This is a genomic window from Clostridium sp. D43t1_170807_H7 (assembly GCF_015555905.1).
In the GTDB taxonomy this organism is placed as follows: Bacteria; Bacillota; Clostridia; order Clostridiales; family Clostridiaceae; genus Clostridium.
In genome coordinates this window covers 64,778-88,380 of sequence record NZ_JADNLK010000014.1, presented here as the reverse complement: position 1 = coordinate 88,380, position 23,603 = coordinate 64,778, and the positions used below count along the sequence as shown (strand labels likewise).

18 protein-coding genes and 2 pseudogenes are annotated in these 23,603 nt (G+C 26.9%); 3 read left to right on the top strand and 17 right to left on the bottom strand.

The window, feature by feature from the left end; genetic code table 11:
* The coding region (locus tag I2E98_RS10610; RefSeq protein ID WP_195468888.1) for a transposase at positions 1–761 on the top strand (761 nt) is incomplete at its 5' end.
* Positions 762–836: 75 nt separating this feature from the next.
* Here I2E98_RS10610 and I2E98_RS10605 read toward each other — a convergent pair.
* The 6 genes and pseudogenes from I2E98_RS10605 to I2E98_RS10580 all read right to left on the bottom strand — a co-directional run.
* Positions 837–1,595 (bottom strand): annotated as a pseudogene (locus I2E98_RS10605) (cation:proton antiporter); the annotation flags it as partial.
* 50 nt (positions 1,596–1,645) lie between these two features.
* Positions 1,646–3,121 (bottom strand): protein adenylyltransferase SelO, encoded by a 1,476-nt coding sequence (locus tag I2E98_RS10600; RefSeq protein WP_195468887.1) that lies wholly within the window; start codon positions 3,119–3,121, stop codon positions 1,646–1,648.
* A gap of 158 nt (positions 3,122–3,279) precedes the next feature.
* A complete protein-coding gene (locus I2E98_RS10595; protein WP_195468886.1) occupies positions 3,280–4,296 on the bottom strand; it encodes a hypothetical protein in 1,017 nt (338 codons plus the stop codon).
* A 179-nt stretch (positions 4,297–4,475) separates the two neighbouring features.
* A complete protein-coding gene (locus tag I2E98_RS10590; RefSeq protein ID WP_195468885.1) occupies positions 4,476–5,555 on the bottom strand; it encodes a M42 family metallopeptidase in 1,080 nt (359 codons plus the stop codon).
* Between the two features lie 340 nt (positions 5,556–5,895).
* Complete coding sequence (locus I2E98_RS10585; RefSeq protein WP_195468884.1) at positions 5,896–6,240, bottom strand: hypothetical protein; 345 nt, start codon at positions 6,238–6,240, stop codon at positions 5,896–5,898.
* Between the two features lie 104 nt (positions 6,241–6,344).
* Positions 6,345–7,262 (bottom strand): M14 family zinc carboxypeptidase, encoded by a 918-nt coding sequence (locus I2E98_RS10580; RefSeq protein WP_195468883.1) that lies wholly within the window; start codon positions 7,260–7,262, stop codon positions 6,345–6,347.
* Positions 7,263–7,484: 222 nt separating this feature from the next.
* Between I2E98_RS10580 and I2E98_RS10575 the strand changes: the two genes are divergently transcribed.
* The gene (locus I2E98_RS10575; RefSeq protein WP_195468882.1) at positions 7,485–8,210 is read left to right on the top strand and encodes a gamma-glutamyl-gamma-aminobutyrate hydrolase family protein; all 726 of its coding nucleotides are present in this window, start codon (positions 7,485–7,487) and stop codon (positions 8,208–8,210) included.
* A 96-nt stretch (positions 8,211–8,306) separates the two neighbouring features.
* On the opposite strand, the gene I2E98_RS10570 is transcribed toward I2E98_RS10575, so the two are convergent.
* The 3 genes and pseudogenes from I2E98_RS10570 to I2E98_RS10560 all read right to left on the bottom strand — a co-directional run.
* A complete protein-coding gene (locus I2E98_RS10570; protein WP_195468881.1) occupies positions 8,307–9,989 on the bottom strand; it encodes a peptide ABC transporter substrate-binding protein in 1,683 nt (560 codons plus the stop codon).
* A 454-nt stretch (positions 9,990–10,443) separates the two neighbouring features.
* Entirely contained in the window at positions 10,444–10,683 is a 240-nt protein-coding gene (locus I2E98_RS10565) for a hypothetical protein (RefSeq protein ID WP_195468880.1), read from the bottom strand.
* A gap of 114 nt (positions 10,684–10,797) precedes the next feature.
* Positions 10,798–11,094, bottom strand: a pseudogene (locus I2E98_RS10560) (2'-5' RNA ligase family protein); the annotation flags it as partial.
* A gap of 180 nt (positions 11,095–11,274) precedes the next feature.
* Here I2E98_RS10560 and I2E98_RS10555 point away from each other — a divergent pair.
* Positions 11,275–11,640 carry a hypothetical protein gene (locus I2E98_RS10555; RefSeq protein ID WP_195468878.1) on the top strand — a complete coding sequence of 122 codons (366 nt, stop codon included), beginning with the start codon at positions 11,275–11,277 and terminating at the stop codon, positions 11,638–11,640.
* A gap of 117 nt (positions 11,641–11,757) precedes the next feature.
* Here the strand turns inward: I2E98_RS10555 and hydF are convergent, their stop codons facing one another.
* The 8 genes from hydF to I2E98_RS10515 form a co-directional block, all read right to left on the bottom strand.
* Positions 11,758–12,951, bottom strand: coding sequence for a [FeFe] hydrogenase H-cluster maturation GTPase HydF (hydF, locus tag I2E98_RS10550; RefSeq protein ID WP_195468877.1), 1,194 nt, complete (start codon positions 12,949–12,951; stop codon positions 11,758–11,760).
* Between the two features lie 9 nt (positions 12,952–12,960).
* A complete protein-coding gene (gene hydG, locus I2E98_RS10545; RefSeq protein ID WP_195468876.1) occupies positions 12,961–14,337 on the bottom strand; it encodes a [FeFe] hydrogenase H-cluster radical SAM maturase HydG in 1,377 nt (458 codons plus the stop codon).
* A 21-nt stretch (positions 14,338–14,358) separates the two neighbouring features.
* Complete coding sequence (gene hydE, locus I2E98_RS10540; RefSeq protein ID WP_195468875.1) at positions 14,359–15,489, bottom strand: [FeFe] hydrogenase H-cluster radical SAM maturase HydE; 1,131 nt, start codon at positions 15,487–15,489, stop codon at positions 14,359–14,361.
* 8 nt (positions 15,490–15,497) lie between these two features.
* Positions 15,498–15,746 (bottom strand): TM1266 family iron-only hydrogenase system putative regulator, encoded by a 249-nt coding sequence (locus tag I2E98_RS10535; RefSeq protein ID WP_195468874.1) that lies wholly within the window; start codon positions 15,744–15,746, stop codon positions 15,498–15,500.
* A 489-nt stretch (positions 15,747–16,235) separates the two neighbouring features.
* The gene (locus tag I2E98_RS10530; RefSeq protein ID WP_195468873.1) at positions 16,236–16,895 is read right to left on the bottom strand and encodes an HD domain-containing protein; all 660 of its coding nucleotides are present in this window, start codon (positions 16,893–16,895) and stop codon (positions 16,236–16,238) included.
* A gap of 38 nt (positions 16,896–16,933) precedes the next feature.
* The gene (gene metH / locus I2E98_RS10525) at positions 16,934–20,593 is read right to left on the bottom strand and encodes a methionine synthase (RefSeq protein ID WP_195468872.1); all 3,660 of its coding nucleotides are present in this window, start codon (positions 20,591–20,593) and stop codon (positions 16,934–16,936) included.
* Positions 20,594–20,682: 89 nt separating this feature from the next.
* The gene (locus I2E98_RS10520) at positions 20,683–21,000 is read right to left on the bottom strand and encodes a nucleotide pyrophosphohydrolase (protein ID WP_195468871.1); all 318 of its coding nucleotides are present in this window, start codon (positions 20,998–21,000) and stop codon (positions 20,683–20,685) included.
* A 270-nt stretch (positions 21,001–21,270) separates the two neighbouring features.
* Positions 21,271–23,538, bottom strand: coding sequence for a glycoside hydrolase family 3 C-terminal domain-containing protein (locus I2E98_RS10515; RefSeq protein ID WP_195468870.1), 2,268 nt, complete (start codon positions 23,536–23,538; stop codon positions 21,271–21,273).
* Positions 23,539–23,603: the final 65 nt, after the last annotated feature.

Sequence of the window (23,603 nt, the reverse complement as noted above, 5' to 3'; positions counted from 1 at the left end):
TATCGTGTGGCGGGTTAGTTCTTCCATATTCAATTGATATCTACGATAAAGAATTTATGAGTAAAATAAAATTAACTCAAAATTTAATTTCAACACTTCCTAAACCTGAGAATAAAGGTTATATTTTGTGTGATAGTTGGTATAGTTGCAAAGATATTTTTAATTCCTCTGAAAAAGCCGGCTATAGTTATATTGGAGCTTTGAAAACTAACAGAGTTATTTTCCCAGAAGGTCATGAAAGACTAGGAATAAAACTTCATCAATTTGCTAAATCATTGAATATTGAAGACTTTGACCTTGTCACCGTTAAAGAAAAACAATATTATATCTATAATTATCTTGGCAAACTGAAGGATAGAAAAAATATTTCTATTATTTTAAGTTACCCTAAAGATTCCTTTCAAAAAGATAAAGCATTAAAAGCTTTTATATCTTTGGATAAGACCTTAAATCCCTTAGACACTTTAACTCAATATACTGACCGTTGGGCGATTGAACCGTTCTTTAGAGATTGTAAAACATATTTAGGTTTAAATAGCTATCAAGTAAGAAGTGAAAAAAGTATCAATAGATATTTAACAATAATGTTAGTAAATTATACTTATTGCAAAATATATTCTAACAATTCCTATCACTTTAACATTGGATATAAAGCTGCTAAAAAGGATTTAGAAAAATCTAAAGTTTTATATATTTACGAATCTGCCGCAAGTGGTATACCAATAGAAGTAATTTTTGAGTCATTAAAAATAGCTTGTTAAAGTTTACTTTTTATTCAACTGTAAAATTATTCAAGAAAAAATGCACTATTATAGTTAATTTTAAGACTATAATACTTATTTGTTATTTTTCATGCTATTACCATGTTTTCTACATTTTTTTAAATCATTAGCTGTAACAACTAATATATCTTCTGGCATTATAACCGTATTTCCATTTGGAATTATTACTTTATCTTTACGCTTTACCATAACAACAAGTATGTCTTCAGGAATATTTGCATCCATAATACTTTTATTAGCCATAGGATTATTATTACTAATAGTAAATTCCACTAATTTAGTGCTTTTATCTTCTTTATAATCATTAAATGTTTTTAGAACAGATTCTTCATCATCAATTAAATCAAGCTTTCTTGCTACAGTAGGTATAAGAGTACCTTGTACTGCTACTGAGAATAGAGCCATGAAGAATATTATATGAAAAATATCATAGTTTATAGGAACCCCATATGTTACAGCAAATATAGCAAAAACTATTGATGCAGCTCCTCTAATTCCAACCCATGAAATAAAAAGTTGTTGCTTAATTGGAACCTTAAACCAACTTAATATGCTAAATGTTGCAATTGGCCTTGCTATGAAAATCATAAATATTGAAATCGACACACCTTTAAGCATCACAGATGGTATCTTGGATGGAAAAGCTAATAATCCAAGTAAGAAGAATAGTAAAATTTGCATTAACCAGGATACACCATCAAAGAATTGAAAAATACTTTTTTTATGAGGTATTTTACTATTTCCTATGATTATTCCTGTTATATAAACACTTAAGTATCCATTACCACCTAAGTATTCACTTATATAATAAGATTTCATCACTAGCTAACTTTTTAGCTTTTTTATAGAGTCTTAATTAAAAATTAAGTACCACAATAAGTCTTATATGCACATTCTGTAGGCTTAGGTGTTTTTGAATACTCTTCATTTATGTTTGAATAATCATAAGGATTTTTAATTACATCTAAAAGTTGTTTCATAAGGGTATAATCATTATTATTAACTGCATCATATAAAGCTTCTTCAACTTTATGATTACGTGGAATAACTGTTGGATTACTTATTTCCATCAGATGTCTAGATTCATCACTAGATTTTTCTTGTCTTATTAATCTTTCTTGCCAAATTTTATACCACTTCTTAAAATCATCACTTTTAAATATTTCATCTTCTGTTAAATTCTCTAAGGTTAGATTACGAAAAGTATTTGTATAATCAGCTTTATAATCTTTCATAATGTTTAAAAGAGAAAAAATAAGCTTATTATCATCTTCTTCAAAATTAAATATTCCAAGTTTAGCTCTCATTCCATCCTCCCAATATTTATTATATAAAGTTCCATAATTAGCTAACGATTTCTCTGCAATTTCAATTGCCTTATTAGTATCTTTATCTAACAAAGGTAATAATGATTCCGCAAATCTTGTTAAATTCCAAACTCCAATTTTAGGTTGATTACCATATGCATATCTGCCATTAATATCAATAGAACTAAATACAGTATTAGGATCATAAACATCCATAAATGCACAAGGACCGTAGTCAATAGTTTCTCCGCTTATTAACATATTATCTGTATTCATAACACCATGAATAAATCCAACTAATTGCCATTTTGAAATGAGCATTGCTTGATTTTTTATTACTTCATCAAGCAAGTATAAATAAGGATTTTTATCATATTTATCATTATTAAAATGCCTTTCTATCGTATAATCAGCTAATAATTTAAGATCATTAATATCACAAAAATTTCTTGCAAACTGGAATGTACCAACACGTATATGACTTTTTGCTATACGATCTAATACTGCACCTGGTAATAAATTTTCTCTAATTATTTCTTCTCCAGTTGTGATTACAGATAAGCTACGAGTTGTTGCAATTCCTAAGCCATGCATTCCTTCACTTATAATATATTCCCTAAGCATTGGCCCTAAAGATGCTTTCCCATCTCCACCTCGAGAATAAGGCGTTCTTCCTCCACCCTTAATTTGGATATCAAATCTTTCATTATCCTTTGATATTAATTCTCCTAAAAGAATTGCTCTGCCATCTCCTAACATTGTAAAATGACCAAATTGATGTCCTGCATAAGCTTGGGCAATAGGACTTGTCTCTTCTAAAACTTTATTTCCAGACAGAAATTGTATACCTTCATCACTTTGTAAAAACTCTTCATTTAATCCTAAATCTTGAGCTAATGTTTTATTAAAAACTACTAACTTAGGATTAGGTACTTTACTAGGAGTTTGAAATGAAAATAAATTTTTGGGAAGAGTTGAATATGTATTTTCCAATTTAAAATATCCATTTGTTAATTTATATTTATCTTTCATAAAGTCTCCTTTAAAATCGTATTTTTAATGCATTGTTAAATAAATTTTAATGCTATATTATTTATTATATTTCTATTTATATATTTTCTAGTATAGCTATAATTTATACATAGTATAAAAAATAAGGCTAATATTAAATTTTACCATTAGATTTAATATTAGGCTTTTTTATTTTTTACATTTTGCATTTCATTTTTAATATTATTTTCAAATGTAGGAAACTCTTCACCAACCACTTTTTTAAAAGCTATATTAAAGTCAGAATTTTTTAATTCAAGTAATAAATTTTTAATAACAGTTTCATTATTCATGCTTATAATTTTATTTATTGAATAAAAACTTTGTATATATTGTTTTCCAGAGGTTATATTATTCCAATCATTTGCACTGGAGAGCTTTTTAAATGGAATAAATTCAGAATTATCATAGCTAAAATATTGTATACGCTGAGATATATAATCTGCTATCCCCTCATTTATCCATACTGGTACATTTTTAGCTAAGATATTATTTTCTTTTAAAAACTGTGAAAAATAATAATGTGATATCTCATGAGTTAATATTTTACTAAAATTATTTTTATCATTTAAAATATCATAAGAATTATCAACATACATATAAATCGTTTTAAGAGAATCAATATAATATGCAGATAGATTATCCATATTTCTACCAAACCTAGATAAAAACACATCTTTATTATAATCTAATTTTATTGTTAATGAGATATTTACTTCGTCAAATATTCTTTCACAATCATACTTTGAATTATCTATATACTCTTTTAAGAAAGGAATTGCTTCTTCTATATTATTTTTATATAATATTTTAACATCTTTATAATTAATTTCATTAAATTCAGAATTATAATTATCTGTCTCTAAATTTGAAATATAGTAACTTCCAAATACGTTTATAATTTCTTCTAAGTTATTAATAGTATAATTCCATAATGAGACTACAATAATTAGAAATATATTTGTTAGTATAAAAATTATTTTCTTTTTTCTTTTCTCTTTTATTAAATTTACGCTTATTCTTAAAAGTGAGAATATCAATAGTATTATTAATACTATTGAAAAAATTGTTGAAATAGTTTTATTTTCTAATGTTGATACTATAACATAAAGAAGAATTAGTACAATATTGATTATTATCTCTACTAAGTATCTCATATATCCCCCATAGAATTAACAATATACCTAGTTTATTAATATTATGTATTCATTAAGAAAATGACTTTTAATTTATTTTATATTATAAAAATTAAAAGAGTAGCAAATTTGCTACTCAAACTAGTTTAATACTTCATATATGTCAGATAATTCTAATTCTTTTCGAATGTTAATTAATATTATTTTCTTAAAATATTATTAATAACTTCTTCAGTAAGACTTTTTATTACTTCAACAGCTAATGATACTGATGCTTCTATATCTTCTTTAGCACAGTAGTTATAATGACTATGAACATATCTTGATGGAATACCTAAAACTAATACTGGTACTGCCTTATAAGTTAAACTTATCTTCGCGGCATTAGTAGATCCCCCGCGTCTAACTGCATTTTGATATTTTATTGAATGCTTTTCAGCAATTTCCTCTGCATGTCTACTAAATAAAGGATTTGCTATATAACCTTGATCTAGATTTCTTATTTGTGTTCCATTTTTTAATGCACCTTGTGATATATTTTTAGAGTAATATAAATCATCTGCTGGTGAACCTTCAAAAACTATTGCTAAATCTGGATTAACAACTTGAGATGTAACTTGAGCTCCTCTAGTACCAACTTCTTCTTGAGCTGCAAAAGCTCCAACAACATCTACATTTAATCCACTTATTTCAGATAATGCTTTTAATGTTTCTATAATACAAAAACATCCTATTCTATTATCAAAAGCTTTGCCATAACAAACTCCATTTTTTTCATTAAAATCAAATTCAACTTTTGGAGCTATTGGATCTCCAACTCTAATATTAAAAACATCTAAAACTTCCTCTCTACTACTTGCACCAACATCTACAAAAATATTCTCTATTTCTAATGAATTACTACTTCTTTCACTAGCTGTCATAAAATGAACTGGCTTAGAAGTTGTTATGCCTTTAATAAGTTCACCATATCTATTTCTAACATAAACAGTATGTGCTGGAATGTTTGTATTATGCCATCCTCCTAATTGAACAATACTTAATAATCCATTATCATTAATAGCTTGGACCATAAATCCAACTTCATCAGTATGGGCATCTAACATAACAACTAATTTATTACCATCATAATTTTTTAGTTTTGCATAAACATTATTCATAGAATCATTTTCTACTATCATTTCATTGCAATGTTTCTTAATTACATTTGTAACTTCATCTTCAAATCCTGATGGTCCAAATGCATTTGATAATTCTTCTAAAATTTTAATATTAATCATATTTTAACCCCCTGTGTAAGAATTAATATTCTAAATATATATTGTAGCTTTATTGTAATTAACATATTATATTGTTTTTCATTACAAATTGTAATATTTATATTTTATTAATAACCCCAATGACTATTTAATAACAAACTATAATATATATTATCATTTTATTGCTTTTTATGTCGTTTTTTTACATTATACATGGGTTAAATACATTTGTCTACTATATAAAGAAAAAAATACCAAAATTGTTTAATTGGTATTTTTTACTTCTATTTTTATTATATTAATTTTTAGTATTTTGAAATTTTTATTGGGTATATGTGAATATATAGTTTATTTACTATATTTAATCAATATCATCATTGACATAATTATAATGATGATTAATTCCTTCAAAAATTATATCATTATTTTGAGCTATTTCCTCAGCCGTTAAATCTTCACTTCTTCCATGAGGATGATTATAATTATCAAAATTGTACACATGTTTATGAGCACCCATGGGATGAAACTTAGGCTGATTATGATTTGAAGTATCAATATCTTTTATAACCTTTCCATTTTCATCGAAAATTCTTCTTTGCTTAACCTTATTATTTTCTACTAAATCTATTATACTATTTGGCTCACCTTCAATTGGAAGTTTTCTATTATTATCTTCAACTTTAATTACAAATCTCTTTTTGTTCATATTTAGATATTAATAATTTCCTTTCTACTAATGATATCACTTAATATTATTATACTTTATCTTTGGAAATAATTTCAATATCTAATATAGAATCAATTCCAATACTATTTCAACATATATGCAATAGCTGCTAAAACTTTATAATTAGCATTCCAAATATCTTTAAACTCTGAATTTTTTAAAGGACATGTTCCTAGGCCAACTTCAATAGTTATACTTGGTATTGGATTATTTGATTTAGATGAAGCCCAATCCTTAAATCCACCAGGAACAACTTCTACACATTCACTATCACTTTTTTCTTTTGTATATCCTGTTACACATGCAATAAGATCTGCTAGTTTACTACATTCATTTTTAACTAAACTATCCTTATAATCCCAGTAAATTAAATTTCCTGATGAATGGTAACTAATTGTATAAATAAAATTATATTTATCAACTAAATTAACGAGTGCTTTAGATTCAGGTTCTGAATTAGAAAACTCTCCTTTATAATTCTCAAATGAAGATTTTTTACTTTGATTTATTTCGTCCCATCCAGCATTAAAGTTTCTATTTAAATCAACTCCTCTAGCATTTGCCTTCCATTTTCTTAGATAACTTTTAAATCTATCACAAGTATATCTACAGTTTAAATCATTATAATAGCATTCATAAATAGAATCTTTTAATTCTTTACTTCTTATTCCTTTTACTCCTATTTGACTTATTGTAATTCCGTCTGGATTTACCATTGGAATTAAGTGAAATGCTACTGAGTTAAATAAATCTCTATATTTAATTCCACAATATTCTTTACTTTCATAATTATTTAAATAATATTCTATTTGCTTCATAACTAATAAAGATGTTAAATATTCCCTACCATGAATTCCTGCATGGATTAATACATGTTTTTCACTATTACTTTTTCCTAATATTACTTCGTAAATATCTCTATTATCAAGAGATTTACCAATAATATTTATATCTAAATTATCTCTATATATTTTTTTGAAAGATTGTAAATCTATAATCATTTTATCATAAGTATAATTTGATTTTGATATAGTTACTATTTTATATTACCTCCATAAATGCTTACAATACATCTTATAATTTCTATTGGATTTCGTTCCCATAATAACATATTAATAGAAAACAATATTATAAATATATACATTTTTTCATTATAAATGTTTAAAAAATTTCCTTTTTTTCGTATAATATATAATGAAGATTTATTTCAAGGAGGCGATAAAATGAAAAAACCACTGATTGCTATAGCTGGTGGAATAGTTAAGGATTCTAGAATAGAATTTGCAGGTGAAGATTTTACTAGAATAAATAATAACTATTCAAAAGCAATTGCAGATGCTGGAGGAATTCCTGTTATTTTGCCTTTAATAAATGATATTGATATTTTAAGTGATCAATTATCTATATGTAATGGATTATTACTTCCAGGAGGTATTGATGTTAATCCACTATCATATAAAGAGCTTCCTAGACCCCTTTTAGGAAATTGTAACGATTTAGTTGATTGGTATCATATTAATTTAGCCCAAAAAGCCCTTGAATTAAATATGCCCATATTAGGAATATGTAGAGGATGTCAGATTCTTAATGTTGCTTGTGGTGGAACATTACATCAAGATATATCATATGCTACAGATTCACCAATTCTTCATAAACAAGAAAGTCATCTTTCTGAAAAGTGCCATCCTGTTTATATTGAAGAAAATAGCATTGTACACGAAATATTTGGTAATAATTACATTGTTAATAGTGCTCATCACCAAGCAGTTAAAGAAGTTGCCCCTAATTTTAAGAATACGTCTATATCTCCTGATGGAATTATTGAATCTATTGAAATGATAAATAAACCATTTGTAGTAGGAATACAATGGCATCCTGAAATGATGGCGCCATATGATAATACAACCTTAAATTTATTTAAAAAGTTTATTTATAGTTGTAAATATTAAAGGTTTAGACCTAAAACAATTAAATTTTATTGTGGTTTTTAGGTGTATTTTTATATTTATAATCAAAAAGAGAGTCAAATTTGACTCTCTTTTTGATTATTTTGCTACTTTATAAGCATTTTTAAAATGAACTTTACCTAAAGCTGTTACTAAAATACCTTCAACATCGTCATTCCATCCCATTACTGTTGTATAGAAATATATTGGAATAACAGGCATTTCATCCATTAATATATATTCTGCTTCTCTTAATAATGATTCCCTCTTTTCAATATCAGTTTCAATTTTTGCTTCAGCTATTAAGGAATCATATTCCGCATTGCTAAATCCTGCATCATTATTACCACCATTAGTTACCCACATATCTAAGAATGTCATAGGATCACTATAGTCACCAATCCAACCATGTCTTGCAATTTGATAATCCCCATTTTGTCTTGTATCTAAAAATACTGCCCATTCTTGATTTGTTAATTCAACATTTATACCAACTTCAGCTAAATTTTGCTGTACAATCTGACAAACGTCTTTATGAGAACCTTCTGAGTTATACATTAACTCAATAGTTGGAAGTCCTTTGCCATTTTCGTAGCCTGCTTCTTTTAATAATTCCTTTGCTTTTTCAATATTCCCTTCCATATCTTTCGGATCATAATATTCTTTATCAGAGAATTCACCTCCATCTGTTGATGGAATTCCTAGTGGAACAAAGCTATAAGCAGCAACTTGATCAGCTTTACCAACATTATCTATTATTTCTTGCCTATCAATAGCTAAACACATAGCCTGTCTTACTAATTTATTACTTAATGCTTTCTTTACATCATCACCTAGATTATTTTGTTTACCAACATTAATTGCAAAGAAATAGGTACCAAGCTTTGGTATTATATGAACTAAACCTTCTTCTTTACCAGGTTCAATTTCATTTGAAGGAACAGAATTTACAACATCAAAATTACCAGATTTTAATTCAGAGTAAGCAGTTGTTTCATCTGTTACTAACTTAAATGTTAATTTTTCTAATTTTACATTATCTGCATCCCAATAATTTTCATTCTTTTCAAATATTAATTGATCTTTCATATCCCATTTTACTAATTTAAATGCCCCATTCCCAATATATGTTTCAGGACTAGTAGCCCAAGTATCTGGATTAGCAGAAACAATATCTTCTCTTACTGGTGAGTAAGTTTGATGAGCTAGTAATTGAGTAAAGTATGCAGTAGGTGCTTCCAATGTAATTTCTAAAGTATAATCATCTAATACCTTAAGACCAACTTCATCTGCTGAAACTTCCCCATTGTAATATTTTTCAGCATTTTTAATATAAAAGAATTGATAGCAATACTCAGCAGCAGTATTTTTATCCATTCCTCTCATCCAAGCATAGTAGAAATCATTAGCTGTAACTGGTTGTCCATCTGACCATTTACCATTTTCTCTTAGCTTAAATGTATAAACTAAACCGTCATCAGAAACTTCATAACTTTCAGCTGCAGCAGGTTCAGCTTCATTTTTATCATTAAGTACCATTAAACATTCAAAAGCATTAACAATAATATTTGAGCCATCTATAGCTGTGTTGAGCACTGGATCAATTGTTTGTGGATCAGCTCCTAAGTTATAAATAATCTCCTGTTTTACCTCTGTAGAAGTACTATTAGATTTACTTTGTTCATTAGATGTATCATTACTACCACATCCAACGAATAGAGATGTACTAATAGTTGCAGCCATTAATACTGCACATAGTTTTTTCAATTTTGGATTTTTCATTGAAATTGCCCCCTTTTAAAATAAAAATACTTATTACAATTTGATTTAATGATTTCTTAAAATTTTATGAACTATTCTTATTAAAACTTTAAATTATAGTTAATATAAATAATATAGTTACTTTTTCCCCAATTGTACTTAATAATTTATCGAGTACCTTAATATAATCACTAATCCTATTGTAAGTTGTGTTTACTATAATAACCATATAAGGTTATTATTTCTTATATTATAATATTAAATCTACAAAAAAGAAAGAGTTTTATTAAAATATTTTATTATTTTTTTATATTTTATTAGTATTTTAGTAAATTTTTGTTGTTAAAGTGATTAAAATGTTAAAGGTTTACAAGCTTTTTTATAAAAAAATAGATAATCACACAACACATATTCTTAGTGATTATCTATAATATCTTTTTATATTTTATCTCATTTATATTTCTATAAATATAATTTATGATTGCTTTTTAACTTTATCTATCTTATTTAAAGCTGTTACTACTAATGCAGAAATTATTACTAGCCATATCATGAAATTAGTTGCACCTAAAAAATTATTTCTTTGTTCCATATAACTAATAAATGTTGTTACTTCTTCATTAGTAAAAAATAATTCTGTTTTAAATGTAATATAATATGCAAGTAAAATAAAAATACCATATAATAATGGTTTAATAATTAATACTCTTTTCATATTTCCTCCATATGTAATTATTCTATAATAATCTATGTACACAATATTAATTATATGTTTATATAATTAAAAAACATCAATAAAGAAAGCTTTACGATGTTTTATATTTCTAAATTATTTCTTAAATAAAAATTCTTTATGCAATACCCAAGTATTATCTTCCCATTTATAAATGCAAATATTATCAAATTCACAATTATAGTTACAAGGAAATTTTATTATATAATCCCATAGCTTTTCATATATATTTTGAATTCTTTTTGAACTCAATGTTACATGAAAAATCTTATCTTTACCATCTTTTTTATTAAATTTAATATAAGGTATTTCACTCATCATTTCTATAAGTTTATCATGGACTTCCTTTCCATTCTGTGACATATTAACATCCATATAAATTACTCTATCATCAAAATGGTTATATTTTTAATATTAGGTAATATTGCTCCTAACTATTATGTTATTTTTAATGATATTCCCAAGGAATGTTTCTCTCACTTTAAAGAGAATCCAAGCGATAAATGTGATTTAACAAAATTTAAATTAAATTTATCTAATAAGAGTTTAAACTATTCAGAGGAATCATTTGCTATGGGTTATTATATTCATCTTTGGCTTGATAACTATTTTGACGAAAATGTTGAAAATTTTTTTCTTTCTAAATATAATCTTAGAAATTTTAGGTCTAATGTAATAATAAATGAAAATATGAAAAATTATGATATAAAATCAATAGTTAACTTTATATCTAAAATAACTATAATAGAAACATCATTTACCGATTTTCTCCCTATAAAGCTAAATAAATCAATAAATATTTTTAATGATTTTAAGTATAAATGCTTAAATAAAAATTTTAGTACAACATGCCCAATAATTCTCCATGAAGATGATTATATTAATTTTATTAATGAATGTTCAGATATATTTTTAAATCAATGTAACTTTAAAATATAGTTAAATAAACTCAGTATACTTCATCTAATAATTGTTATAAAACAAATAATAAGATTGCCACAATTCAATTGGACAACCTTATTATTTATTTTAATAAAGATATTTGTAATAAAGTAACTAATTATTTTTAAAGATTTCTAAACTTCTATCTAATATTCCAGTTAAAAAGGCTAATACTATACCATAATTAGTAATAGGAACTTCTTCATCTCTACAAAAATCAATTCTATTTAATATTGTTTTTCTATTTATCATACATCCACCACAATGAATAATTAAATCATAATCTTTAATATTTTCTGGAAAATCATGCCCAACTCTAAAATCATAGTTAAGCTCTGCACCTACATATTTATTCAAAAGTTTAGGTATTTTTATTCTTCCTATATCTTCATGAGAAATATTATGGGTACAGCTTTCTGATATTAATACTTTAGAATCTTTATTTAATGAATCAATCTTTCTTGCTCCATTAACAAAAGACTTTAAATCACCTTTATGATTAGCAAAAAGAATTGAAAATCCTGTTAATTTAATATTTGCAGGTACTATTTCACTTACCTTTTTAAAAGCTTGAGAGTCTGTAACTACCAAATCTACATCTTTTATATCTCCTAAAGCAGAAGCAAGTTCTGTGTCTCTAACTACATATGTCTTAATTCCATTATCTAAACAATCTCTTATACATTGTACTTGTGGAAGTATTATTCTGCCTTTTGGCGCCTCTGAATCTATGGGTACTACTAATATAACTTTTCCTCCATAAGGAACTAAATCGCCTATTATAGGAATTTCATTTTCAGAATTTTGTAACTTACTAATAAGTTCATTTTTTAACTTATCTATACCTTCTTTTGTGTAAGTAGAAACAAAAATTGCTTCTGTATATTTTTCTTTTATTTGGTCTAACTTATCTTTTTCTATATCTTCTATTTTGTTTATAACTAATAAATAAGGTATATTATATTTTTTAAATTCTAATTTTATTTCTTCATAATCATTAGAATCTATGTTATTTACATCCATTACATATAAGGCAAAATCTGTCCTCTTCATCATATCCATTGTTCTTTTTATTCTAAGTTTACCTACTTCACTTTTATCATCAAGCCCTGCTGTATCTATAAATAAAACTGGACCTAGTGGTATAAGCTCCATGGCCTTTAAAACTGGATCTGTTGTAGTTCCTGCAACTTCTGATACAATTGCAATTTCTTGACCACAAATACTATTAACTAATGATGATTTTCCTACATTTGTTTTTCCGAATATTGCTATATGCTTTCTATTAGCATTTGGTGTACTATTCATTTAGACCTCCTAAATATAAATATCCCTTTGACCTTCTTTTAATTTAATTATTCCATCATTAATGAATTTTCTTATAGCTTCATTATTTATTTTTTCAGCTTCTTTCATTACTAATTTCTCTGCCTTTTTACATGTACTTTCATCACCATAATCCAACGCATATTCCATTAAAGTCATCAATGCATTTGGCTCACACATTTTTTGAATTTCTCCAGTTTTTGCAAGGCCCATAAAGGTCTCTCCTGTTCTTCCTTTTCTGTAACATGCTGTACAATAGCTAGGTATATATCCCTCATCCAATAACCAGTTTAAAACTTCTATTGGCGTTCTTTCATCTGATGTTTTAAACTGTTCTACGGTTTTTCCTTCTTCTCTTTGTTTATATCCGCCTACACCTGTTGAAGAACCAGAGCTTACTTGAGTTACTCCAAATTTCAGTGCTTCTCTTCTCATTTCTTCATCTTCTCTTGTAGACATAATTATTCCTGTAAAAGGAACTGCAATTCTAATTATAGCAACTACCTTTTTAAACATTTCATCACTTAAAAGATTAGGGAAATTTCCTAAAGTAACTCCTTCAGCTTCTCTAAGTCTTGGAACTGATATAGTATGGAAACCCACTCCGAATTCTTTTTCAAGATGTTCATTGTGCATCATTAATGATAAAACTTCAAATTTTGGGTCTGATAGGCCAAATAATACTCCTCCACCAACATCTTCAATTCCAGCTTCCATTGCTCTATCAAAAGCATTTAAATGATATTCATAGCTAGATTTTAATGAATTAGGATGCATTACATCATAAGTTGGTTTATGATATGTTTCTTGAAATAAAATATAGGTCCCTATATTTGCCTCTTTAAGTTTTTTATAATTTTCAACTGTAGTTGCTGCAATATTTACATTAACCCTTCTTATATTTCCATTTTCGTTTTGAGTTTTATAAATCGTGTCTAAACTTTCTAAAACATATTCTATTGGAGCATTTACTGGATCTTCACCAAGTTCTAATGCTAGCCTCTTATGGCCCATCTTTTCTAATATCTTAACTTCTTCTTTTATTTCATCTTGAGTTAACTTTCTTCTATTGAAGCTATTACATTTTTTATAACCACAATAAACACAATTGTTAACACAATAATCACTTATATATAATGGTGCAAATAAAACTACTCTTTTCCCATAAATAGATTTTTTTATTTCTCCAGCAACTTTAAACATTTCTTCTTCTAATTCTTTATCTTCTAATTGAAGTAATGCTGCAATATCTTTATGAGAAATTCCCTTCTTTTCTCTTGCTTTTTCTAAAATATTTATTATATCCTCTCTAGTTGCCTTCTTTCCTTCTTCTAATAATTCATATACCTCTTCATGATTAATATACATTAAATTCTCTCCACTTCCTTATTAATTTATAAAAAGAATATTATCTAACTTAATTCCATTATTTTTGTTATCAACTAATTTTTTATTACTCTTTTCTCTTTCCTTATCACTTAATACTAAGCTATCTCCACGTGTAATCTCTAAGTTAAATCCTGCAGCATTAATTCTTCTTTCAATACATGATCTACATTCTGCAGCTTCATCTCCAGTACATATTTTTCCATCATATAATGAGTATTTTTCTCTAACACTAGTTGGAGAAAGGTTTGGCATTACAACATTACCACCAGCTTTAAGACCTTTTTCACGCCCCAGTGGATCAATACTTCCAAGAGCTGTAGTTGCCGGTAATAAAATTTTAGGTAACATTAGTCGAATTAAAGCTAACATAGTTGTAGTTTTTTCTAGAGTTCCAGCTTGTTCATTAGCAAGTGGCGTATCTTTATGTGGAATAAATGGACCAATTCCACACATATGTGGATTTAACTCTTTTAAGAATATTAAATCATCAATTAAGTTACTATTATTTTGATTAGGTAGGCCTACCATAAATCCTGCCCCTATTTGGTATCCTATTTCTTTTAAGTTTCTAAGACACTGTCTTCTATTTTCAAAACTTCCATTTGAATGTAATGAATCATACAATTCCTTAGTAGCAGTTTCATGTCTTAACAAATACCTATCAGCACCTGCATTAAACATCTTCTCATATGATTTATATGAACGCTCACCTAAAGATAAAGTTATTGCATTATTAGGATATTTTTCTTTTATCCTCTTTATGATTTCAACCATCTTTTCATCAGTAAAGTATGGATCTTCTCCACCTTGTAATACGTATGTCTTATATCCTAGTCTATCGCCTATATCTGCACATTCTAAAATCTCTTCTATAGTAAGCCTATATCTATCAGCTTTACCATTAGATTTTCTTATTCCACAATATTTACAATCTCTTATGCAATAATTTGTAAATTCAATAAGACCTCTTATATAAACATTTTTACCATAATTTTTTAGAGCAACTTTATGAGACTGTTCTATTAAATACGCTTTATTTTCTTGAGATAAATTATCTAAAAGAAATAAAAGTTCTTCTCTTGATGCATTAGTTGTATTATATAGCTTGTCTATAATGTTCCTTACTTGCATATTTTTATTTAAATCTCCCTTTTAGCAATAGCTGTTTTTACAACTACACCATCAATATTACCAAGCTTACCTGTTAAACTATTTATTTCTTCTAATGTACCAATTACAGTAATACTTATAACTGAAATTCCTTCTTCAAAAGGTATTCCCATTCTCCCTTTTATACTTCCCCTAAAGCTTGAAACTACACCATTAAATTTTTCTTGGCATTCTTTAGGTTCTTCTAATATTGCACTTATAACAGCTATTTTTCTCATAATTCTCATCCTCCAAATTTTCACTATAAAAAAAGCTAGCTTTCTTAATCAAAAAGAAAGCTAGCTAAATAATATATATAAACGAAAAGAGGCATTTATATATACTTTAACTTAATTTATTAATCACTCTCTTTTAGATCAGAATTAACTTTTCTATCAGATTCTATTAACACGCTTTTTAATATTATATTATTTTTGTAAATAAATTCATATTTAAATCATATACCTATTTGAAATATTTGTCAATTAAATACATTCTTGGAAATATAATATAATTGTTATTACAGTCATTAGGTCAAAACAATACCCAGTATGCTACTAATGCTAATTTAGAAGTTTTAAAGATGGAGAATTATAATAAATCTAATTTAAAAAGTACTATAAGAATGAGCCTTAATACAGTTTCATTAATATTTGCTGGAATTACTTGTATTTTAATTAATTATATAATATAAAAACAGAGTTGAAATCTTCAACTCTGTTTTTATATTAAGCATTATCTGAATTAAAATTCCATTCAGAATAAAATTCATTTAAAAACTCTTCCATATATTTATGCCTTTTCTCAGCAATTTCTTTTGCTGATTTTGTATTCATTAAATCTTTTAATTTTAATAATTTTTCATAAAAGTGATTTATTGTATGATTATTTTCACTTTTTACTTCTTCTAGTGAGGTAAAATTAATTGGTTTAATATTAGGATCATAAATAACTCTATTTTTATTTCCACCATAAGCAAATGTTCTAGCTATTCCTATGGCACCAATAGCATCTAATCTATCTGCATCTTGAACTACTTTTCCTTCTATTGTTTCTTGACTTGAGTCTACTACTCCTCCTTTAAAAGAAATAGTATTAATAATTTTTATTATTTTAATTAATTCTTCCTCATTAACTTGAATCTTTCTTAAAAATACCTCTGTATTAGTAGTATTAGTATCATTACTACTTGAAAACTTCCAATCATCTATATCATGTAATAAAGCGGCCATTTCAACAATAAAACTATCTGCATTTTCTTTTTCTGCTAAATATCTAGATAAATTATATACTCTTTCAATATGAAACCAATCATGTCCACTCCCCTCACCATAAAGCTTTTCCTTAACAAATTCTTTTGTTTTTTCTATAATTAATTTTTTATTCATTTGTTTATCCTTCCATATATCTACCTAAACTATATATTTTATTTATATGATAGTATATTAGGTAAAGCATTTTCTAATTCTTCTTTAGTCCAACCACATCTTCTTGCATAATCTTCAGCTTGATCTTTATCTATTAAATTAGAGTTAAAATATCTTGAGTCTTCTGAAGCAAAATATAACCCACATACTGAAGATACTGGATCCATCATATAACTTTCAGTAAGTTTTACTCCAGTCACATTTTCACCATCTAAAATATCAAATAATCTTTTCATTTGACTTTGGTCAATAAGTGATGGATATCCAAATGCTGGTCTTATTCCTCTATAGCTACCCTTAAATATCTCTTTCATACTTAAATTTTCATTTGGTGCATATCCCCAGTAATCTTTCCTTATATCTTCATGTAACTTTTCAGCAAAAGCTTCAGCTAGCCTATCACACACAAGTTTTAACATAATTGAACTGTAAGAATCACCTTCTGATTCTAACTTCTTAGCATATTCATTTGCTCCAAGACCGGCTGTTACAATAAATCCACCCAGATAATCTTCTTTTTGTAACTCTTTAGGTGCAATAAAGTCTGAAAGACATAAATACTCATCTTTGCTTTTTTCTCTTTGCTCTCTAAATAAATTAAATGTTGTAGCTAAACTATTATCTTCATTATAAATTTCAATATTATCTCCGTTTGAATTAGCTTTAAAAATTCCAAAGACACCTTTAATGTTTACAATATTATTTTTTTCTATAAAATCTAACATTTTATTAGCATCATCAAATATCTTTTTAGCTTCTTCTCCATAGTTTGAATCTTCTAAAATATCTGGATATAACTTTTTCATATCCCATGCTACAAAGAAGAATGTCCAATCAATATAAGGTCTTAAATCAGATACTTTATAATCACTAACTTCCTTTATTCCTATAAAATTAGGTTTAGAAATAATTCTATTATTCCAATCTATTTTAAGTCTCTTTTCCCTAGCTTCTTCTAGTGATATCATTTTCTTTTCATATTTATTATAATTATTTCTTATTTCTTCATACTCTTCTTTAATAGACTTAATATATTCATGTTTATTCTCTCCTAAAAGCTTCTTGCATATTTCAACTGTTTTTGAAGCATCATATCCATATACAATTGTGCCACTATAATTAGGAGCTATTTTTAATGCAGTATGTGGTTTTGATGTTGTAGCTCCTCCAATTATTATTGGTATATTCATATTTCTTTTTTCCATTTCAGATGCTATATGACACATTTCATCTAAAGAGGGTGTGATAAGACCGCTTAGCCCAATTATATCTATATTTTCTTTAATAGCCGTTTCTATTATATCTTCGCAAGGAACCATAACTCCTAAATCTATTATTTCAAAGTTATTACAAGCAAGAACTACACCAACAATATTTTTACCAATGTCATGGACATCACCCTTAACTGTTGCTAAAAGAATTTTACCTGCTTTAGATGTTTCACCTTGTTCTTTATCCTTTTCTATATAAGGAAGTAAAAATGAAACAGCTTTCTTCATAACTCTTGCTGACTTAACAACTTGAGGTAAGAACATTTTCCCATCTCCAAATAGTTCTCCAACTTTAGTCATCCCATTCATTAATGGACCTTCTATAATATTAAGAGCTTTAGGATACTTGTTAACAGCTTCTTTTAAATATTCCTCAATATATTCAGTTATCCCTTTAACCAATGAATAGCTCAATCGTTCATCTAAATTATTTTCTCTCCATGCATTTTTATTACTTTGAGTTGTAGTAGATCCATTCTTATAGTCCTCTGCTTTATCTAATAATCTTTCTGCAGCATCTTTACGCCTATTTAAAACTACATCCTCAACTAGCTCTAATAAATCCTTTGGAATATCATCATAAATTTGTATCATTCCTGGATTTACAATTCCCATATCCATTCCTGCTTCGATTGCATGATATAAAAATACTGAATGCATAGCTTCTCTTATAGTATTATTACCTCTAAATGAGAATGATAAATTAGAAACTCCTCCTGAAACTTTGGCATATGGAAGATTTTCTTTTATCCATCTAGTTGCATTTATAAAATCAACAGCATAATTATCATGTTCTTCTATTCCCGTAGCAATTGCCAAAATATTTGGATCAAATATTATATCTTGTGGTGGAAATTTCAATTTATTAACTAATAAATCATATGCCCTAGCACATATCTCTTTTTTTCTTTCAAAAGTATCTGCCTGTCCATCTTCATCAAATGCCATTACTACAACAGCTGCTCCAAATTCTTTAACAACTTCAGCATGATTTAAGAATTCTTCTTCTCCGTTTTTCAAAGAAATAGAGTTTACTATTGGTTTTCCTTGAATACTTTTAAGACCTGCTTCAATAACTTCCCATCTTGATGAGTCTATCATGATAGGTCTTGATGATATATCAGGTTCAGATGCTAACAGTTTTAAGAAATAATCCATTTCTTTAGCACTATCTAGTAAGCCATCATCAAAATTAACATCTATTATTTGAGCACCATTTTCTACTTGATCCTTTGCTATAGATAACGCTTCTTCATATTTTTTTTCTCTAATAAGTCTTGCAAATTTAGCTGAACCAGCTACATTGGTTCTTTCCCCTATATTTATAAAGTTATTTTCTTTATTACTTATAACTACTTCAAGTCCACAATATATACTTTCTCTTTTTATTTTAGGAATTGATCTAGGTTGTAATCCTTCTACAGCATCAGCTATTGCTTTTATATGACTTGCTGTTGTTCCACAACATCCACCAACTATATTAACTTTTTTTTCTTCTGCTAATTCTCTTATAAATCCAGCAGTTATATTAGGTAATTCATCATACTCACCTAAAATATTAGGTAACCCTGCATTAGGATAAACTGATATAAACATATCTTGAGTATTTGCCAATTCTTTTATAAATGGTATTATATCTTCTCCACCAAAAGAACAATTTAATCCTATAGAAATAACATTTTCATTTCTAACAGATTGTGCAAAAGCATCTAATTTTTGCCCTGATAAAGTTCTTCCAGATTTATCAGTTAAAGTACCTGAAATCATTATAGGAAGACTTTTTCCTTTTGTTTTATAAACATTATTTGCTGCAACTATAGCTGCTCTAGCATTTAATGTATCAAAAATAGTTTCTATTAATAAGCAATCTATTCCACCATCCATAAGTGCAGAAATTTGTTCGCTATAAGATTCTACAAGGTCATCAAAAGTTATATTTCTATATCCGGGATTTTCTACATCTGGTGATAAAGATGCTGTTTTATTAGTAGGTCCTACAGAGCCTGCTACAAACCTTGGTTTATTAGGATTCTTTGCAGTAAATTCATCAGCAATTTCTCTTGCTAGTTTTGCTGATTTATAATTTAAAACATAAACTAGATGAGATAAACCATAATCTTCTTGTGAAATACTATTTGAATTAAATGTATTTGTTTCAATTATATCTGCGCCAGCTTCTAAAAAACTTCTATGTATTTCTTTTATAACTTCCGGCTTTGTTATAGATAATAAATCGTTATTACCTTTTTGCTCTTTATTAAAATCCCTAAGTAACTCACCTCTATAATCTTCTTCAGTTAACTTAAAGTTTTGTATACTAGTTCCCATAGCTCCATCTAGAACTACTATTTTATTTTTTAAAATATCAATTAAATTGCCCCTATTCATTTGCTTTCCTGCCTTTACTTATAAGTTTTAGAATAATTATACATTTTTTTAATTTTATTTACAATACATATAATTACAAAACTTTAAAATTATAATTCATTATATTTTTTACTGTTTCCCCTAGACTTTTCTACTGGATATTTCTTTTCATTTTTATCCATTTTTTTATTAATAATATCATTTATATCAACATTTAAAGCATCTGCCATCTGTAGACAATAGACCATAACATCAGCTAATTCTTCTTCAACATTCTGTTTATTATAATTTTCATTATCCCATAAAAATTCTTCTAATAACTCTGCAGCTTCTATAGAAATTGCTTTTGCTAAATTAGAAGGTGAATGAAATTGATCCCATTCTCTATCCTTTCTAAATTTTCTTATTCTATTTATTGTATTTTCCATTATATTTACTCCTTTACTATTATACTTTTTATATATTTTACTCTAAATTATAAAAATAATTAAGTTTATATTAGTATAGATTATTTTATATAAAGTTCATACTGATTATTTTAAAATCATATTAATAACTTATCTTCTATACAGCATAAATATTTGTTATATAAAATTGTTGTTATCAACAATTTTATATAACAAATCAATAACCTTTTTTGACGTATATTCTTTGTATCAATTATCTTATAGATAACTAAATCATTTCAGATTTATATTTTATTCATTTAACAATTTTATAACTTCGTTAAGATCATCGTAAGTAAATACACCACCTAAAAAAACAATTAATTGCCTTAAAGGAATAGAGTTAATAGTTTCTTCTATTAGTTCTTGAGATAATGATTCTAATGAAGCGTACTCCTTACTTATACTTGTAAATTCATTTTTTGAAGCATATTTATCAAATAAAGCCTTTAATTTGATAACTGATTCAGGGTTTGATAAAATATCACCTATTGTACTATTTTCATCATAAATAACAGGTATAGTCACAGTTGATTCAACAAATACTTTTTCTCTACAAACTATATCTCTTGATGATTTACCAATAGCAATATTGAATTCTCCACTTTCTACATGCCAATCATTAATTTTAGTGTTGTAATAAGCAAAAGCACGTTTGGATAATTCAAATTTTACTGTTTTAGTTTCACCAGGCTTTAAAGCTACTTTTGTAAATTCCTTTAACTCTCTAATAGGTCTAATAACTGTACTCTCTAAATCTTCAATATAAAGTTGAAGTACTTCTTTACCAAAAACTTTGCCTATATTACTTATATCTACACATACCTTTAAAGTTTCTGTATCTTTCATAGACTTTTTATCTAATCTCAAATTAGAATATTCAAAAGTTGTATAGCTTAAACCATATCCAAATGGAAATAATACTTCAGCATTCTTTTTATCATAATAACGATATCCTACGAAAATTCCCTCCCTGTATTCAACCTTATCCTTTTCACCACCATAAAATATATAAGAAGGATTATCTTCTAATTTAATAGGGAATGTTTCGGCTAGCTTTCCACTTGGATTTACATCACCATATAATACATCAATAGTTGCACCTCCTACAGCCTCACCGCCTAAATATACTTCTATTATACCTTTAACATTATTTATCCAAGGCATTTCAACTGGTGATCCATTATGAAGTATAACTATGGTATTAGGCTGAACCTTACTTACTGATTCTATTAAAGTATTTTGGCATTCTGGTAATCTCATATGTTTTCTATCATATCCCTCTGATTCAAAACTATCTGGTAATCCGGCAAAAATCACAGCAGTATCTACATTACTAGCTAATTTAACTGCTTCATTAATTAATTTATCATCTATAATATCATCATCTATATTATATCCTTTAGCATAAAATATCTCTTGTTTAGATTTGACAGCGTCTAAAGCACTTTCTACTTTAAAAGAATTTATATGTGAACTTCCTCCACCTTGATAACGTGGATTTTCTGCAAATAAACCGATAAATGCTGTTTTAGATTCACTATCTAAGGGTAATATATTATCATTCTTTAATAAAATAATAGATTCACTTTCTATTTTTCTAGCTATTTTATGATGTAGCTCCTTATCATATAATGTGTTGGTATTTTTATTTTCTTCAAGTTTATAAATCAAATTCAAAATTCTTTCTACGGCTTTATTAAGAGTATTTATGTCTAACTTTCCTTCTTTAACAGCCTTTACTATTAACTCATCCCTTAATCCATTAGATGATGGCATCTCTAAATCTAAACCAGCCTCTAGCCCCTTTACTCTATCTTTAACTGCTCCCCAATCACTAACAACACATCCATCAAAATTCCATTCATCTCTTAATATATCATTTAAAAATCTCTTACTTTCTGAAATTTGTATACCATTAACCTTATTATATGAACACATAACTGTCCAAGGTTTTGCATCAATTACTGCCTTTTCAAATGAAGCCAAATATATTTCTCTAAGGGTTCTTTCATCAATTTCAGAACTAGACGTCATACGCCTAGTTTCTTGGTTATTTGCAATAAAATGCTTAGGACATGTGCCAATATTTTTGCTTTGAATACCTTTTATATAACTACTTGCCATTTGTGAAGATAAATATGGATCTTCAGAAATATACTCGAAATTTCTTCCACATAAAGGAGATCTCTTAATATTTATAGCAGGACCTAATATAACGCCTATATTTTCACTTTGACATTCAATAGCTAATATTTCTCCTAACTCGTACATTAACTCGCAATCAAAAGATGATGCAGTTGCGCATGCTGTTGGAAAGCATACTGCTTTTATACTATTATAAATACCTAAATTATCTCCTGATAATTCTTGTTTTCTAATTCCATGAGGGCCATCACTTAACATAATGTTAGGAATTTTCAATCTTTCAATAGGTTTCGTATGCCAAAAATCATTTCCCGAACAAAGACTTGCCTTTTCCACCAAAGTCATTTCTGATATAAGCTTTTTAACATCCATTTTATATTCCTCCAGTATATTTATTCAATGTTATACTTACTTTTAAATTAACTCTCATTATTATT

Coding starts and splice junctions, on each gene's coding strand:
- I2E98_RS10600 (WP_195468887.1), bottom strand. CDS start 3,121: ATGAAAGATAAATATAAATTAACAAATGGATATTTTAAATTGGAAAAT.
- I2E98_RS10595 (WP_195468886.1), bottom strand. CDS start 4,296: ATGAGATACTTAGTAGAGATAATAATCAATATTGTACTAATTCTTCTT.
- I2E98_RS10590 (WP_195468885.1), bottom strand. CDS start 5,555: ATGATTAATATTAAAATTTTAGAAGAATTATCAAATGCATTTGGACCA.
- I2E98_RS10585 (WP_195468884.1), bottom strand. CDS start 6,240: ATGAACAAAAAGAGATTTGTAATTAAAGTTGAAGATAATAATAGAAAA.
- I2E98_RS10580 (WP_195468883.1), bottom strand. CDS start 7,262: ATGATTATAGATTTACAATCTTTCAAAAAAATATATAGAGATAATTTA.
- I2E98_RS10575 (WP_195468882.1), top strand. CDS start 7,485: ATGAAAAAACCACTGATTGCTATAGCTGGTGGAATAGTTAAGGATTCT.
- I2E98_RS10570 (WP_195468881.1), bottom strand. CDS start 9,989: ATGAAAAATCCAAAATTGAAAAAACTATGTGCAGTATTAATGGCTGCA.
- I2E98_RS10565 (WP_195468880.1), bottom strand. CDS start 10,683: ATGAAAAGAGTATTAATTATTAAACCATTATTATATGGTATTTTTATT.
- I2E98_RS10555 (WP_195468878.1), top strand. CDS start 11,275: ATGGGTTATTATATTCATCTTTGGCTTGATAACTATTTTGACGAAAAT.
- hydF (WP_195468877.1), bottom strand. CDS start 12,951: ATGAATAGTACACCAAATGCTAATAGAAAGCATATAGCAATATTCGGA.
- hydG (WP_195468876.1), bottom strand. CDS start 14,337: ATGTATATTAATCATGAAGAGGTATATGAATTATTAGAAGAAGGAAAG.
- hydE (WP_195468875.1), bottom strand. CDS start 15,489: ATGCAAGTAAGGAACATTATAGACAAGCTATATAATACAACTAATGCA.
- I2E98_RS10535 (WP_195468874.1), bottom strand. CDS start 15,746: ATGAGAAAAATAGCTGTTATAAGTGCAATATTAGAAGAACCTAAAGAA.
- I2E98_RS10530 (WP_195468873.1), bottom strand. CDS start 16,895: ATGAATAAAAAATTAATTATAGAAAAAACAAAAGAATTTGTTAAGGAA.
- metH (WP_195468872.1), bottom strand. CDS start 20,593: ATGAATAGGGGCAATTTAATTGATATTTTAAAAAATAAAATAGTAGTT.
- I2E98_RS10520 (WP_195468871.1), bottom strand. CDS start 21,000: ATGGAAAATACAATAAATAGAATAAGAAAATTTAGAAAGGATAGAGAA.
- I2E98_RS10515 (WP_195468870.1), bottom strand. CDS start 23,538: ATGGATGTTAAAAAGCTTATATCAGAAATGACTTTGGTGGAAAAGGCA.